The organism is Methyloversatilis sp. MC4-4, assembly GCF_049843555.1.
In the GTDB taxonomy this organism is placed as follows: domain Bacteria; phylum Pseudomonadota; class Gammaproteobacteria; order Burkholderiales; family Rhodocyclaceae; genus Methyloversatilis; species Methyloversatilis discipulorum_B.
In genome coordinates this window covers 1,020,597-1,035,804 of record NZ_JBBHZK010000001.1, presented here as the reverse complement: position 1 = coordinate 1,035,804, position 15,208 = coordinate 1,020,597, and the positions used below count along the sequence as shown (strand labels likewise).

12 protein-coding genes are annotated in these 15,208 nt (G+C 62.1%); 5 read left to right on the top strand and 7 right to left on the bottom strand.

The window, feature by feature from the left end:
* The first annotated feature begins 15 nt into the window (after positions 1–15).
* Complete coding sequence (locus tag WDZ97_RS04700; RefSeq protein ID WP_425761947.1) at positions 16–792, top strand: energy transducer TonB; 777 nt, start codon at positions 16–18, stop codon at positions 790–792.
* Between the two features lie 42 nt (positions 793–834).
* Here WDZ97_RS04700 and WDZ97_RS04695 read toward each other — a convergent pair whose 3' ends face one another.
* The 3 genes from WDZ97_RS04695 to WDZ97_RS04685 form a co-directional block, all read right to left on the bottom strand.
* Entirely contained in the window at positions 835–1,842 is a 1,008-nt protein-coding gene (locus WDZ97_RS04695; protein WP_425761946.1) for an NAD-dependent epimerase, read from the bottom strand.
* Between the two features lie 10 nt (positions 1,843–1,852).
* Positions 1,853–3,175 (bottom strand): UDP-glucose dehydrogenase family protein, encoded by a 1,323-nt coding sequence (locus tag WDZ97_RS04690; RefSeq protein WP_425761945.1) that lies wholly within the window; start codon positions 3,173–3,175, stop codon positions 1,853–1,855.
* Between the two features lie 73 nt (positions 3,176–3,248).
* Positions 3,249–4,379 (bottom strand): M14 family metallopeptidase, encoded by a 1,131-nt coding sequence (locus WDZ97_RS04685; RefSeq protein ID WP_425761944.1) that lies wholly within the window; start codon positions 4,377–4,379, stop codon positions 3,249–3,251.
* Between the two features lie 317 nt (positions 4,380–4,696).
* On the opposite strand from WDZ97_RS04685, the gene WDZ97_RS04680 reads away from it, so the two are divergent.
* The gene (locus WDZ97_RS04680; RefSeq protein WP_304001009.1) at positions 4,697–5,143 is read left to right on the top strand and encodes an REP-associated tyrosine transposase; all 447 of its coding nucleotides are present in this window, start codon (positions 4,697–4,699) and stop codon (positions 5,141–5,143) included.
* A 387-nt stretch (positions 5,144–5,530) separates the two neighbouring features.
* Here the strand turns inward: WDZ97_RS04680 and WDZ97_RS04675 are convergent, their stop codons facing one another.
* On the bottom strand, positions 5,531–6,718 hold the full coding sequence (locus WDZ97_RS04675) for a GAF domain-containing protein (RefSeq protein WP_425761943.1): 1,188 nt from the start codon (positions 6,716–6,718) through the stop codon (positions 5,531–5,533).
* Between the two features lie 141 nt (positions 6,719–6,859).
* Here WDZ97_RS04675 and adh point away from each other — a divergent pair, with 141 nt between their 5' ends.
* Both adh and WDZ97_RS04665 read left to right on the top strand, forming a co-directional pair.
* Complete coding sequence (gene adh / locus WDZ97_RS04670; protein ID WP_304001007.1) at positions 6,860–8,374, top strand: aldehyde dehydrogenase; 1,515 nt, start codon at positions 6,860–6,862, stop codon at positions 8,372–8,374.
* A 250-nt stretch (positions 8,375–8,624) separates the two neighbouring features.
* Positions 8,625–9,014, top strand: coding sequence for a DUF779 domain-containing protein (locus tag WDZ97_RS04665; RefSeq protein ID WP_425761942.1), 390 nt, complete (start codon positions 8,625–8,627; stop codon positions 9,012–9,014).
* A gap of 298 nt (positions 9,015–9,312) precedes the next feature.
* Here the strand turns inward: WDZ97_RS04665 and WDZ97_RS04660 are convergent, their stop codons facing one another.
* Genes WDZ97_RS04660 through WDZ97_RS04650 form a run of 3 tightly spaced genes read right to left on the bottom strand, consistent with a single transcriptional unit; the run spans position 9,313 to position 11,636 of the window.
* The gene (locus tag WDZ97_RS04660) at positions 9,313–9,537 is read right to left on the bottom strand and encodes a dTDP-4-dehydrorhamnose 3,5-epimerase family protein (protein ID WP_425762251.1); all 225 of its coding nucleotides are present in this window, start codon (positions 9,535–9,537) and stop codon (positions 9,313–9,315) included.
* Between the two features lie 21 nt (positions 9,538–9,558).
* Entirely contained in the window at positions 9,559–10,311 is a 753-nt protein-coding gene (locus tag WDZ97_RS04655; protein ID WP_425761941.1) for a WecB/TagA/CpsF family glycosyltransferase, read from the bottom strand.
* Positions 10,308–11,636, bottom strand: a complete 1,329-nt coding sequence (locus tag WDZ97_RS04650; protein ID WP_425761940.1) for a UDP-glucose dehydrogenase family protein — start codon at positions 11,634–11,636, stop codon at positions 10,308–10,310. Before WDZ97_RS04650 ends, WDZ97_RS04655 begins: the two co-directional genes overlap by 4 nt.
* A 252-nt stretch (positions 11,637–11,888) precedes the next feature.
* Between WDZ97_RS04650 and WDZ97_RS04645 the strand changes: the two genes are divergently transcribed.
* A complete protein-coding gene (locus WDZ97_RS04645; RefSeq protein ID WP_425761939.1) occupies positions 11,889–15,086 on the top strand; it encodes a right-handed parallel beta-helix repeat-containing protein in 3,198 nt (1,065 codons plus the stop codon).
* The last annotated feature ends 122 nt before the right edge of the window (positions 15,087–15,208 follow it).

The window sequence follows — 15,208 nt, the reverse complement described above, 5'->3', positions numbered from 1 at the left end:
GCCACCGCCTCGCCGATGAATCCGACTTCCGTCCTCCGTCCGCCCTACGTCGCCTACTTCAGCGACTTCACGCGATTCCGCTCCTGGCTCTGGGCTGCCGCCTTCGTCGCGTCCATCCTGGTGCACAGCTTCGTCGTCTGGCGGGCGTCCGTGTATGTGCCGCGCGTGGTGCCGCCCGAAATTCGCGTCGATGTGCGGATGATCAAGGAAGAACCTCCGCCGCCCCCGCCGCCGCCTCCCCCACCGCCGAAGCCGGTCGAGCCGCCGCCGCCGCCGCCACCGCCGAAGCCGGTACCCAAGCCGCCCAAGCCGGTGCCGCAGCAGGCGCCGCTGCCGGTGCTCGCCGCACCGCCGGCGCCATCGCCGGCGCCCGAGGAGCGCGTGGTGCCGGTGCAACCGCCGCCGGCGCCGCTGCCGCCGATCGATGCGCCACCACCGCCGCCCGCACCGGCACCCGTCCCTGCGCCCGCGCCGGCACCTGCCGCGCCCAGCGTCGATTTCCAGTCGCTGAAGGCGGGTTACGGCCAGGCGCTGTCGGCAGAGATCAAGAAAGGGCAGACCTATCCGCGACTGGCGGCGATGCGCGGGCTGGAAGGTACGCCCAAGGTGCTCATCGTCATCGAGAACGGCCAACTCGTATCGGCCACGCTGGTCGACGAATCCGGCCAGTCGGTGCTGGACGAAGCGGCGCTGGCGCTGGTGAAGAAGACGAAGCTGCCGCCGGTACCGGCAGCGCTCGCCGGCCAGCGGCTCGAATTCCTGCTGCCGATCGACTACAAGCTGAAGAAGTGACAAGGGCGCCAGCGGCGCCCTTGTCTGCGTGACGCGGGTCGTTCAGACGCGGTAGTAGTCGCGATACCAGGCGACAAAGCGCGCCACACCGTCGTCGATCGCGGTGCGCGGCGAGAAGCCGGTCCAGGCGGTCAGTTCCGACACGTCGGCATAGGTCGCCGGCACATCGCCCGGCTGCATCGGCAGCAGGTTCTTCTGCGCGGTCATGCCCAGCGCCTTCTCGATCGCGTGGATGAAATCCATCAGCGGCACCGGCCCCTGGTTGCCGATGTTGAACACCCTGAACGGCGCTTTCGAATGCCCCGGGTGCGGGTGATCGCCATCGAAGGCTGAATCCGGCTCTGCGACCCGGTCCAGCGTGCGGATGACGCCTTCGACAATGTCGTCGATATAGGTGAAGTCGCGCTGCATGTCGCCGTGATTGAACACGTCGATCGGCCGCCCTTCGATCATTGCCTTGGTGAACAGGAAGAGCGCCATGTCCGGCCGGCCCCACGGGCCATAGACCGTGAAGAAGCGCAGACCGGTGGTCGGCAGGTCGTACAGATGGCTGTAGGTGTGCGCCATCAGTTCGTTGGCCTTCTTGGTCGCGGCGTACAGGCTGACCGGGTGATCGACGCTGTCGGCCTCGCTGAACGGCATCTTCGTGTTGCCGCCATAGACGCTGGAGCTGCTGGCGTACACGAGATGCTTGACCGCCGAATGCCGGCAACCTTCGAGCACATTCATGAAGCCGACGATGTTGGCGTCGATGTAGGCGTTCGGGTTCTGCAGCGAATAGCGCACGCCGGCCTGGGCCGCGAGGTGCACGACGCGATCGAAGCGCTCGGCCTCGAACAGCTTCGCCATGCCGTCGCGGTCCTCGACCGCCATCCTGACGAAGCGGAAGCCGGCGGCCGGCGTAAGCCGGGCCAGCCGCGCCTCTTTCAGCCGCACGTCGTAGTAGTCGTTCAGGTTGTCCAGCCCGACCACTTCGTCGCCGCGTTCGAGCAGGCGCAGCGCGACGTGCATGCCGATGAAACCGGCGGCGCCGGTGAGCAGGACTTTCATCGCGCGAGGTTCAGCGACGGCCGATGGCCGAGTACTCGATGCCGGCGGCGCGCGGCACATCCGGTTCGTACAGGTTGCGTCCGTCGAAGATCACCGGCTGCTTCAGCGCCGACTTGATCCGCTCGAAGTCCGGGCTGCGGAATTCCTTCCACTCCGTCACGATCAGCAGCGCGTCCGCGCCTTCCAGGGCGTCCATCGGCTTGTCGGCCAGCGTCAGCCGCGGCTCGTCGCCGTAGATGCGCTTCGTTTCCGTCATCGCCACCGGGTCGTAGGCCGTCACCGTCGCACCGCGACGGAACAGTTCGTTGATGATCACCCGGCTCGGCGCCTCGCGCATGTCGTCGGTGTTGGGCTTGAACGCCAAGCCCCACAGCGCGAAGCGGCGGCCCGACAGGTCTTCGCCGAACTTCGCGACGATCTTGTCCACCAGCACCATCTTCTGCACGTCGTTGGCGTCTTCCACCGCCTGCAGCACTTTCAGGTCCTGACCGTTCTCGCGTGCGGTGCGGATCAGCGCCTTCACGTCCTTCGGGAAGCAGCTGCCACCGTAGCCACAGCCGGCGTACAGGAAGTGGTAGCCGATGCGCGGGTCCGAGCCGATGCCCTGGCGCACCATTTCGATGTCGGCCCCCATCCGGTCGGCCAGCAGTGCCAGTTCGTTCATGAAGCTGATGCGCGTGGCCAGCATCGCGTTGGCGGCGTACTTCGTCAGTTCCGCGCTGCGCACGTCCATCACCACCAGCTTGTCGCGGTTGCGCTGGAACGGGGCGTACAGCGCGCGCATCAGGTGGATGGCGCGTTCGTCGTCGGCACCCACCACGATGCGGTCCGGACGCATGAAGTCTTCGACCGCCGCACCTTCCTTCAGGAATTCCGGGTTGGACACTACGGCGAATTCCATCTCCTGACCACGCTTGGCCAGCTCGTCCGCAATCGCGGCCTTCACCTTGTCGGCCGTACCCACCGGCACCGTGCTCTTGTCGACCACCACCTTGTAGTCCGTCATCAGCCGGCCGATGTTGCGCGCGGCCGACAGCACGTATTGCAGATCGGCCGAGCCGTCCTCGTCCGGCGGCGTGCCGACCGCAATGAACTGGATCGTGCCGAAGCGCACCGCTTCGGCCACGTCGGTCGTGAAGTGCAGCCGCCCTGCCTCGACGTTGCGGGCAACCACCGCGTCCAGACCCGGCTCGTGGATCGGAATGCCGCCTTCCTTCAGGATCCGGATCTTCTCCGGATCAAGGTCCAGACACAGCACGTCGTTGCCCATCTCGGCCATGCAGGCCCCGGAGACCAGGCCTACGTACCCGGTGCCGATTACGGTGATTTTCATTCAGGAGTTTCCGGCGAAAAGTGAAATCTGAGGTGAACGCTGCGGTGAGAAAAGCAAGGAGGACGCAGACGGGTCAGTCGCGGTCGAGCACGGCCAGCAGCGCCTGCAGCGTCGCGGCGCCGAGGCGCCGGCTGCGGGCGGCACTCCAGCCGAACAGTCCGTCGGGCAGATGGGCGTTGTCCTTGAAAGGCATTTCCAGCGTCAGTGAAAGGCAGCCGAAGTGGTTGAACACCCATTTCGACGCCAGCGTCAGCAACTCGTCGGTAAAGCGGTCCGGCGCATAGCCCTCGCCCACCTGAAAATCGGGGCTGGCGGCCAGCAGCGCATCGCAGAAACGCTTCTCCTGCGCACCCTGTGCCTCGGTGAAGCCCGGCACCATGCCGTTACCGTCGATGAACACGAACGGTAGTGTCTCGTCGCCGTGGATGTCGAGGAAAACATCCACACCCGTCGCCAACATGCGCTCGCGCACCAGCGCCACTTCGCGGCTGAAATCCATGTCCGGCTCGCGCCAGGCGCGGTTCAGATTGCAGCCGCGCGCATTGGTGCGCAGATTGCCGCGCACCGAACCGTCCGGATTCATGTTCGGCACGACATGGAAGCAGGCGCGTTCGAGCAGCCGGCGCGACACCGGGTCGGAAGTGTCGTACAGCCGCTCCAGCAGCCCCTCGACATAGAACTCCGCCATCGTCTCGCCCGGATGCTGGCGGGCGGTGATCCACACCTTGCGCTTGCCCGGTGCCGGGCGACCAACGGTGATCAGATTGAGATCCCGTCCGTCGTGCGTCGCCCCGAGGTCGTCGACCGACGCCACCGGCGCGGCATCGGCCGCACCCAGCAGATCGAGGTGACGATCCCAGCCGTAGGGCTCGAAATAGGCGAAATAGACGCTGTCGTAGTCCGGCGTGATGCGGAAGGTGTAGCGCTGCCCGTCGTACTGACCGGCGGACAGCCGGAACCAGTTTCGGCGGTCGTAGGAGGCCACCACGCGGTAACCGTCCCATCCACCCGGATACGCCGACTGACCGGCGTTGTCGAAACTCAGCACGCACGCCTGACCGCGAGCGCCCTGCAGGCGGAAGTGAAACCATTGCCGGAAATCCGCCGCATTGTCGGCCGGCAGATTAAGACGGATGTTCGACGCGTCCGAACAGTCCAGCACCTCGATGGCGCCACTGTCGAACTGGCTGCTGATGCGGATCAAATCAGGGCTCCTGGCGTGACGTGGGCCGAAGTATACCGCCCACCTGTCGAGCGCTCGCAGTGAGGAAGCCGATCGCATCGCGCTCACCTTGCCATGCCGGCATGGATCGAGGTCAACGGCCCGCAGAAGCCGCGTCGCGGCCAAGGCCGCTCCCACAAGGGGAAGCGCCAGACCCACGGCCCGAGCCAGTGACCGGGCTTCTGTGGGAGGGGTCTTCTGACCCCGACGCGGCCGTTGATCATCCTTCATCGGCTCATTCACCGCCGAAGGCTGCTTTCACAACCACACAATCAGCGGACCCGATATATGATGAAAGCATGGATCAGAACCATGGATATCATCGGCTGCGCGACGGACGGGTGTCCTTATCCGGTCAGATCTATCACGTGACCGTAAATACCCAGTACCGCCAGCCTGTATTCATCGACCTCGGCCATGCGAGAACAGTCATCCGGGTCATGTATCGCGCCGCCGAGCGCACTCTTTCCAGAAGCTTGTGTTTCGCGCTGATGCCTGATCATCTGCATTGGCTTATCCAGCTTGGAGAGGGCGGCACATTGCCCACCCTGATGCGCACGATGAAGAGCATCAGCGCACATCAAGTAGGGCGCCCGATCTGGCAGGCTGGCTATCATGACCGGGCGATCCGAGAAGACGACGACGTGAGAGCGGTCGCACGTTACATCGTCGCCAACCCGCTGCGCGCCGGGCTCGTCACTCGAATAGGCGACTATCCGCACTGGGACGCGGTCTGGCTTGACTGAGGCCCGGCAGACAGGCGGAAGCACGAAGGCGCCCCCTGTGCGAGCGCCCTTGGCCGCGACACTGCGATGGCAGGCCGCAGGCTTCGATACGGGCCGCTGTCGGGGTCAGAAGACCCCTCCCACAGAAACCCCGCCCATGCTCCGACGGCAGATCGGACGCGTTTCCTGTGGGAGCGCCCTTGGCCGCTACGCGGCGATGACAGGCCGCAAGCTCGGGTACAGGCCACTGTCGGGGTCAAAAGACCCCTTCCACAGAAACCCAGCCCATGCTCCGACAGCAAATCGGGCGCATTTCCTGTGGGAGTGGCCTTGGCCGCGACAGGGCACTTGCACACCGCACGGTTGGATCAACGCCGCTACTGCGGCGAAGAGCCGGCGTGGCGTCCGTCAGACCTCGCCGAAAGTCCTTGCCAGCAGTTGCCGACCGGGGTGATCGGGTGGCAGCAGTTCGCCCAGGCGCTGCAGTGCATCGACCGCCTCGGGCGACTGGCCGAGGTGGTTCAGCAGCACATCGGGATCGTCGACACGGAAGATGACGTCCGACAGGCGCGATTCGAGGCAGTCGCGCCAGGCGCGCAGCAGCGGGCTTTCGGTGCGCGGCAGGAAGGCGCCGCGGTAGCAGGCGAGCGCGGTTTCGATGCGGCCGGCGTCGAGCGCCTGTTCAAGATCGCGGAAATCTGCCTGCCAGTTAACGAGCAGCCGGTAAGGCCGCGAGCCGATGGCACCACCCAGGCGGTCGCGCAGCTGTGACACCTCGGTCTTCAGCGTCGCCACGCCGACCGGGCGATCACCGTACAGCGCGGCGTGCAGCCTTTCCAGATCCAGCCCTTCGGGGTGCAGTGTCAGCAGGCACAGGATTTCAAGCTGGCGCGGCGACAGCGCCAGCGCCCTGCCCTGCAGGAAAGCCTGCGGCGTGCCCAGCATGCGCAGGCGCAGCACCGGTGCGTGGCTCAACGACTGCAGCGCCTGCGACACGCGCTGCGCAAAGCGCTCGACCGCGTGCAGCGCCAGAGGCGAATGACGGTTCCAGGTGGTCGACAGATCGACCACGCCCATCACCTCGCCACTGCCGGCGTCGCGCACCGGTGCGGCGTAGCACACCCAGTCCTGCACGGCCGGAATGAAGTGTTCCGCCGAGAACACGCTGGCCGGGCGACGGTAGCGCAGCGCCAGCGCCAGCGCATTGGTGCCGACCGAGCGCTCGTCCCAGCGCCCGCCGGGCACGAAATGCACGCGTTCGGCGCGGGTACGCATGCTGCGGCTGCAACCGGTCCAGAGCAGGCGGCCGTCGGCATCGCTGACCGCCGCCACCATGCCGCTTTCGCGGGCCACGGTTTCCAGTTCGTCGACACATGAATTGACCGCCTCGCCGTACGGGGTCGTCGTCCAGTCCGGCGCGTCGGCGTCGATCGGCGCTGCCGAGCAGGTTTCCGACACGGCCTCGCGCGAGCGCTGCCACGAGCCGGCGATGTCCATGCCGACCACCACGATGCGCTCGCCGACCGTGCGCTCGCCGCGCCGGATCGATTCGATGCGCCGCCGGCGTGCCGCCAGACTTGCACTAGAAGCTGTCATTGGTCTCGCTCCACCACTCAACCTGCAAGCTACCTACCGGATACCTACCTGCGCCGTATTAGCGTGCGCGGTGACCCTGTGTTGTTCTGTCATGCATTGTGGCCGACCGCAGGGGCAATCGACAACACGAGGAGAAAGTACATGCGTTACGCCGACCCCGGCCAACCCGGTTCGAAAATCACCTTCAAGCCCCGTTACGACAACTTCATCGGCGGCAAGTGGGTGGCGCCTGTCGAGGGTCAATACTTCGACAACGTCTCTCCCGTCACTGGCAAGGTCTTCTGCCAGGCCGCCCGCTCGCAGGCCGCCGACATCGAACTCGCGCTCGACGCCGCCCACAAGGCGCGCGACGCATGGGGCCGCACCTCGCCGGCCGGTCGTGCCGCCGTACTGCTGAAGATCGCCGACCGCCTCGAAGCCAACCTCGAAATGCTGGCCGTCGCCGAAACCTGGGACAACGGCAAGCCGATCCGCGAAACGCTGGCTGCCGACATCCCGCTCGCCATCGACCACTTCCGCTACTACGCTGGATGCATCCGCGCCCAGGAAGGTTCCCTGTCGGAAATCGACGACGACACCGTCGCCTACCACTTCCACGAGCCGCTGGGCGTTGTCGGCCAGATCATCCCGTGGAACTTCCCCATCCTGATGGCCGCGTGGAAGCTCGCTCCCGCGCTGGCCGCCGGTAACTGCATTATCCTGAAGCCGGCCGAGCAGACCCCGGTTTCCATCATGGTGCTGGCCGAACTGATCGCCGACATCCTGCCGCCGGGCGTGCTGAACATCGTCAATGGTTTCGGCATCGAAGCCGGCAAGCCGCTGGCCACCAGCCCGCGCATCGCCAAGATCGCCTTCACCGGCGAAACTACGACCGGCCGCCTCATCCTGCAATATGCGTCCCAGAACATAATCCCGTCGACCGTCGAACTGGGCGGCAAGTCGCCCAATATCTTCTTCGACGACGTGATGGACAAGGACGACGACTTCTTCGACAAGTGCCTCGAAGGCTTCGCCATGTTCTCGCTGAACCAAGGTGAAGTCTGCACCTGCCCGAGCCGCGCCATGGTGCAGGAATCGATCGCCGACCAGTTCATCGAGCGCGCCATCGCCCGCGTTGCCAAGGTGCGCGGCGGCCACCCGCTCGACACCGAAACGATGATCGGCGCCCAGGCCAGCTCCGACCAGGCCGAAAAGATCATGTCCTACATCGACATCGGCCGCCAGGAAGGTGCGCAGGTGCTGATAGGTGGCGCCAAGCGTCAGGAATCGGAAACCGGCGGCTACTACATCCAGCCGACCGTGCTGAAGGGCCACAACAAGATGCGCGTGTTCCAGGAAGAAATCTTCGGCCCGGTGCTCGCCCTGACCACCTTCAAGGACGAAGCCGACGCGCTGCAGATCGCCAACGACACGCTGTACGGTCTCGGCGCCGGCGTGTGGTCGCGCTCGGTGCATCGCACCTACCGCTTCGGCCGCAACATCCAGGCCGGTCGCGTATGGACCAACTGCTACCACCTCTACCCGGCACACGCCGCGTTCGGTGGCTACAAGCAGTCGGGCATCGGCCGCGAAACCCACAAGATGATGCTGGACCACTACCAGCAGACCAAGAACCTGCTGGTGAGCTACTCGCCGAAGGCGCTGGGCTTCTTCTGAGGCAGCAATGAGAGAGGGGCGCTCCGGCGCCCCTTTTTTCGTCGACAGCGCTGACCATGTAGGAGCGGTCTTCTGACCGCGACCGCGGCGGTAAGGGAAGCGTCGGTGCATCGTTGCCGGCCCTGTCGCGGTCAGAAGACCGCTCCTACAACAATCGGCATGCAGCATCCGTGACCGTCCCTGCGCCGGCAACCATCCCCGGCACAGCACGGTCATCACTCAAACAAGAACCCACGCAGGAGGAGAACCCATGGTCACCCGCGTCAGCGCCACCCCTGAAGCGCTCGAATGGATCGCAAAGCTCGCCCGCAAGCACGGCGCCCTGCTCTTCCATCAATCCGGCGGCTGCTGCGACGGCAGCGCCCCGATGTGCTACCCGCGCAATGAATTCATACTCGGCAGTTCCGACGTGCTCCTCGGCGAAATCGGCGGCATGCCCTTCTGCATGAGTGCCTCGCAGTTCGAGTACTGGCAGCACACCCACCTCATCATCGACGTCGTGCCCGGCCGCGGATCCGGCTTCTCGATCGAATCGCCGGAAGGCATACGCTTCCTGACCCGCTCGCGGCTTTATGAGCCGGACGAAGAGGCCGAACTGGAAAAGCTGGGGCCGCCGCCGCGTGGTGACATGGTGGCCTGAGCTCACGACGCGGGATTCCGTAGAAGCGGTCGGCGTTATATGGGAGAGGTCGGTCCTCTGTGGGAGGAGTCTTGTGACCCTGACAGCGGCCTGTATCGAAGTCGACGGACTGCAGCAGCCGCGTCACGGCCAATACCGCTCCCACAGAGGGGGGCACCGGACCAGCGATCCGAGCCGGGGCCGGGGTTCTGTGGGAGGGGTCTTCCGACCCCGACAGCAGCCTTGATCGAAGCCTGCGGATTGCAAAAGCCAGGCCGGAAGCGGCCAAGGCCGTTCCCAGAGGAAAGGCGTTGCCACCTCATAGCCCCTCGAACACCTCGCACGCGCCCAGCGGCATGCCTGCCAGGTCCTTGGCCGACAGCGGCGACTCACCCGCCAACGGCCACTGCGTACCGACCGCGAGGTCGTTCCACGCCAGGCTGCGCTCGTGTTCCGGTGCGTAGTAGTCCGTCATCTTGTAAGGGAGGTCTGCCGACTCGCTCAGCGCGTGTAAGCCATGCGCGAAGCCGGCTGGCAAATAGATAAAGCCCTGATTAACGCAGCCTCACGCTCGCAACTTAAGCAACTGACTAAGTGCACCAATAACAAACAGAGTGTTTGTCACGAGATAGCGCTTCCAGAGGCGACGCGGTTCCGAACAGAGGCGATGTAACCACTCCAACCCCGTCCGCTGCATCCATTGCGGCGCACGGTGTACTGTTCCTGCATGGAAATCGAATGCAGCGCCTACGCCGATCATCACGGCGTTCACCTTGCCCTTGTGATTCGCCATCCAGCGCTCTTGCTTGGGACACCCTAGACCGACGAATACAATGCCCGCGCCGCTCTCGTTAATCCGCGCCACGGCGGCCTCATCTTCCGCCTCACTCAAAGGCCGAAACGGGGGAGATTCCAAACCCGCCACCTTGAGGGAAGGAAAGGCTAGAGCCAGCCTCTCGCTCAGTTTTCCAAGTGTTTCGTCTGTACTTCCATAGCCATAGATCGAAACCTCTTGTTCTCCACAAAGACTGCACAGCAGCCACATGAGGTCCGGACCGCAGACACGACGCTGACTGCCATAACCCGATTTGCGCAGCACCCAAGCCACTGGAGCGCCGTCAGGCGTTGCCATATCGGACGCCGCTATAACATCTAAGTAACTTTTGTCTTGGCGAGCAGTCACCACAACATGCGCATTGCATATCGTTACATATCGCGATTCATGAGCCTTTGCCCAAGCGAGTATCCGCTCGGCAGCACCCTCTATTGAAACGACGTCGATCGGCGCACCAAGCACCGCATGTGTTACGCGACTCAAGACGCACTCCGTCCGATGCAGTGATACTCGATGCCGGCGGCGCGCGGCACCTCCGGTTCGTACAGATTGCGTCCGTCGAAGATCACCGGCTGCTTCAGCGCCGACTTGATCCGCTCGAAGTCCGGGCTGCGGAATTCCTTCCACTCCGTCACGATCAGCAGCGCGTCCGCGCCTTCCAGTGCATCCATCGGCTTGTCGGCCAGCGTCAGCCGCGGCTCGTCGCCGTAGATGCGCTTCGTTTCCGTCATCGCCACCGGGTCGTAGGCCGTCACCGTCGCGCCGCGACGGAACAGTTCGTTGATGATGACCCGGCTCGGCGCCTCGCGCATGTCGTCGGTGTTGGGCTTGAACGCCAGGCCCCACAGCGCGAAGCAGCGGCCCGACAGATCTTCGCCGAACTTCGCGACGATCTTGTCCACCAGCACCATCTTCTGCACGTCGTTGGCGTCTTCCACCGCCTGCAGCACTTTCAGGTCCTGACCGTTCTCGCGGGCGGTGCGGATCAGCGCCTTCACGTCCTTCGGGAAGCAGCTGCCGCCGTAGCCGCAGCCGGCGTACAGGAAGTGGTAGCCGATGCGCGGGTCCGAGCCGATGCCCTGGCGCACCATTTCGATGTCGGCACCCATGCGGTCGGCCAGCAGTGCCAGTTCGTTCATGAAGCTGATGCGCGTGGCCAGCATGGCGTTGGCGGCGTACTTCGTGAGCTCCGCGCTGCGCACGTCCATCACCACCAGCTTGTCGCGGTTGCGCTGGAACGGGGCGTACAGCGCGCGCATCAGGTGGATGGCGCGTTCGTCGTCGGCACCCACCACAATGCGGTCCGGACGCATGAAGTCTTCAACGGCCGCGCCTTCCTTCAGGAATTCCGGGTTGGACACCACAGCGAATTCCATCTCCTGGCCACGCTTGGCCAGCTCGTCGGCAATCGCGGCCTTCACCTTGTCGGCCGTGCCCACCGGCACCGTGCTCTTGTCGACCACCACCTTGTAGTCGGTCATCAGCCGGCCGATGTTGCGCGCCGCCGACAGCACGTATTGCAGGTCGGCCGAGCCGTCCTCGTCCGGCGGCGTGCCGACGGCGATGAACTGGATGGTGCCGAAGCGCACCGCCTCGGCCACGTCGGTCGTGAAGTGCAGGCGCCCCGCCTCGACGTTACGCGCAACCACCGCGTCCAGACCCGGTTCGTGGATCGGGATGCCGCCTTCCTTCAGGATGCGGATCTTCTCCGGATCAAGGTCCAGACACAGCACGTCGTTGCCCATCTCGGCCATGCAGGCCCCGGAGACCAGGCCTACGTACCCGGTGCCAATTACGGTGATCTTCAATTTCTCTCCAAACTGAAAAAACTAGAAACAATCAAAAATGTAACAACGGTTCATATCGCACTAAGTGTTGTCGATAGTCCCACTGTACGATCTGGAGTTGCAAATTGACACAATCTTCGCGCACTCCCCTCGTTCGGCGCCCGGAAGCCACGCAAGCCACTGTGTGCAAGGTCACAGACCGCACCTAAGTCAGCACGCTCACGATCGTCACCATCGCTCACTTACGGCCTTGCCGTCTCACAGAAGGTCTCCATGATGTTGCCACCAAGTTGTTTCACCTCCGACCACCGCGTCCGCGGCCACTTCATCGCATTGGTAGCCTCGCTGATGGCAGGGCCAGTCGCGGCAGCGACCTACTATGTCGACGCAGTGTCCGGAAGGGACACCAATAACGGGCTCAGCGCGACCACCACGGCTGAGGGTAACGGCCCTTGGCAAAGCCTCGACCGGATAAGCAAGACGACCTTGCAGCCCGGAGATCAGGTACTGCTGCAGTGTGGTCAGCTTTGGAAAGGCAACCTCGCAGTTAACGGAAATGGCACGAGTACCCGTTCAGTAAGGATCTCGAGCTATCCGGAAGGGTGCCAGGACAAGCCCATACTGGATGGAGGCAATCCGATTCCATCCAGCCAGTGGGTACTCGAACAAGGAGGCATCTACAAGGCATCCTTGAAATGGAATCTGATTCCGAATGGTCGAATGACCAATGGTCTGTCTGGCTGGACTCTTTACTCGGAGAAGTCCGATGCCACGATGGCTGTCCAGCAGAATTGCGCCCCTGGCTATCTTAATTGCGTGAATTACAGAAGTGGCACAGGTGTCAGGCCTAGTTTGCTGACAAGTTCAACATTCACGATTGAATCAGGAAAGACTTATGAAGCCCGCGCCTTGATCAAGCTTCCGAAAGGGACCATTGCACGCATCGTCGTCCGGAGGAACTCTCCGCCTTACGACATGATTGGATTGTACAATGAAATTTCCGCCACTGGAAACTGGGATCAGATCAGCAAGACATTTACCGCGAGCAGTTCGATATCAAATGCCCGGTTTGACCTTGAAATCCCCGGTGGAAGCATTTTCGGACAGTTTGCGAATTTCAGCGTGGAGCCCCAGGGAAGTGTTATTCCAGAGGGGCTTCTGGCTTACGATGGAAGCATACTCAACCCTGCGCACCATCCTAATGCCGGCCACAATCCGAGCCTTCCTGGGTCGGTTTATCTCAACATCCCCACAAATGCGAACCGTATCACCAACACGGCAGGCACACTCGGCAGCAATTATATTCCGACCGATTCGGCATTAAGTAGCATACAGAGCCAGCTCACACCAGGGATTACGGTTTACGTAAAGACATATCCGTGGATTCTGGAATCAAAAACGGTTACCGATATCAGTGCGGGGAGGCTCACGCTGGATTCAACCACCCGCTATCCAGTGAGCAAGGACTTCGGCTATTACCTTGAAGGCGCCTCTTGGATGCTCGATTCCGCAGGTGAGTGGTTTGCTGACAGATCGTGGAACACATTGAGACTATGGATGCCCGATAGTCAGCACCCCGGATCGCGCGTCTCCATGATCAATCCACTTCCGGGCATCTCCATAGAGCGGACCACCAACATAGAAATTTCCAACCTGACAATATCTGGATACTCCATCGGCATACTCGCAGACAGGGCAATGGAATCGAAGTTCATTGATCTTGAGATCAGAAACATCAACAAGGAAGGCATCAGCATCAAAGGATCGCGTTACGCCATAGTCCAGAGAAGCCAGTTTTACCGGACTCGCGGAGACGCCATCGTAGCGAGTGATAGCGTAGGGGCCATGATAACGGAAAACAACGTCATTCAGAGCGGCATACTGAGAGGACCATCCGGAAGTTTCAGCACACCGCGTCCTTCTGCCGCTGCAATTCTTTCCGGAAATGAAGCACTAGTCAGAAACAATCGTATCCAGATCGCTGCGTACAATGGAATCCGCGGTGGCCGTGCAACAACAATCGAGGAAAACTCGGTCAGCGAGACGTGCGTCGTTCTGAATGACTGCGGTGGAATCTACGTAAGTACTGAGTCTCCATTTTCGACAATCAAAGACAATATCGTTGAAAATCTTTACGGAAACTTGAATGGAGTCCCGGAAAGCACACTAGTTCATGCTGTTGGTATATATCTGGATAATGCAGTCGAAGGGGTGACTGTTAGCGGGAATACCATTCACGATGCAGACTATGGAATCCAGGCGCACAACGCGCACCTGAGCTACTTCACCAGCAACCTGCTGTATGGAAACAGGCGATACCAGATGTGGTTTCAGGAAAGCACTAAGAACCTGCGCAGCGATGGTGATATTTATGGGAACGTGGTCAGCGGAAACTTTCTTTTCCCATCTGTATCCGCGCCATCAATCCGGCTTGAAAGTCCGCTCACGAGTGTCACCGACTTCGGAGTTTTTGGTGGGAATAGATTCAGCGCGCTTCTTTCGGATCAGATTGTTACAACAAGCAGTCCGAGCGGGTTTGCGAGTTATGACCTGGAGTCTTGGAATGCATTCATCAACCAGCTTTCTTCAGGGACAGGGGGCGCAGGCCTGAGCGCCGTCAGCATATCGACGACATCCGACCAGCAACTGTCCCAAGCGCGATATGCCCCTATTCTTACCGTTGGCTCCAGTATTTTGTCGAACGGAAACATGAGCGGAGGAATAGATGAATGGGCAGTCTGGAACCAGACAGCCCCTCTTGCGAGTCTCAGCCTCGAAAATTGCGGCGCCATAGGTTCATGCTTGCGCTTGCGCAGTGGCGGTAGCGTGTCGTTGCTCTCGTCTCCCAACTTCTCGATTGAGGAAGGAAAGCGTTATCGCGTGTCATTCGACATGAGAGTCGGAACGGAAGGTACTTCATTCACGCCAGTCGTACGCAGGGGAGGCCCTTCGAGCTACGAGAAGCTGATGCCAGAAATCGGCCTGATGACCGGCAGCACTTCTTGGCGGCGTTATTCATTCACCTTTGTATCCACACGTACCGTCGTTGCGGGCGGCCCCACCAGCAATGAATTCGGGGCAAGGCTGGATTTTGAAAAAGTTCCTGCAGCGCGCGATGTATGGGTTGCAAACGTAGAAATCGTACCGACCGCGCAACAGACAACCAGCCTGATCACGCACTATCTGAGCAACCCTGGGCGCGAACATATCAATGTCACATGCCCTGAGGCTGGGGGCGCAAACGACGATGTGTGCGGAAGCTTTCTTGACTTCGAAACCGAAACCGAAATCGCATGGCCACTGAGTCTCGCCCCTCGCAGCGCCAAGATCATATTTTCCCGTGATTCAAGTCTGGTCGATTCCGATGGAGACGGTGTTCCTGATGTCCAGGATACCTGCACGGGCACTCTCGTCGGATTGGCGGTAAATGCACGCGGGTGCTCGATACAGGACCAACTTTCAGGCCGTTGAGGATAAAACTCGCCGGAAGCAAGCTGGCGATCAGATCCGGATGATTCCCTCTGCAAGCGGGCCACTGTGATGCGGTAGAAAATACCGATGGAAACAGAGGCTCCGGGGGGGGGGCATCCCAA

Bases quoted from the DNA above. Each gene is read 5' to 3' on its own strand.
- WDZ97_RS04700 (WP_425761947.1), top strand. From the start codon at position 16: ATGAATCCGACTTCCGTCCTCCGTCCGCCCTACGTCGCCTACTTCAGC.
- WDZ97_RS04695 (WP_425761946.1), bottom strand. From the start codon at position 1,842: ATGAAAGTCCTGCTCACCGGCGCCGCCGGTTTCATCGGCATGCACGTC.
- WDZ97_RS04690 (WP_425761945.1), bottom strand. From the start codon at position 3,175: ATGAAAATCACCGTAATCGGCACCGGGTACGTAGGCCTGGTCTCCGGG.
- WDZ97_RS04680 (WP_304001009.1), top strand. From the start codon at position 4,697: ATGGATCAGAACCATGGATATCATCGGCTGCGCGACGGACGGGTGTCC.
- WDZ97_RS04675 (WP_425761943.1), bottom strand. From the start codon at position 6,718: ATGACAGCTTCTAGTGCAAGTCTGGCGGCACGCCGGCGGCGCATCGAA.
- adh (WP_304001007.1), top strand. From the start codon at position 6,860: ATGCGTTACGCCGACCCCGGCCAACCCGGTTCGAAAATCACCTTCAAG.
- WDZ97_RS04665 (WP_425761942.1), top strand. From the start codon at position 8,625: ATGGTCACCCGCGTCAGCGCCACCCCTGAAGCGCTCGAATGGATCGCA.
- WDZ97_RS04645 (WP_425761939.1), top strand. From the start codon at position 11,889: ATGATGTTGCCACCAAGTTGTTTCACCTCCGACCACCGCGTCCGCGGC.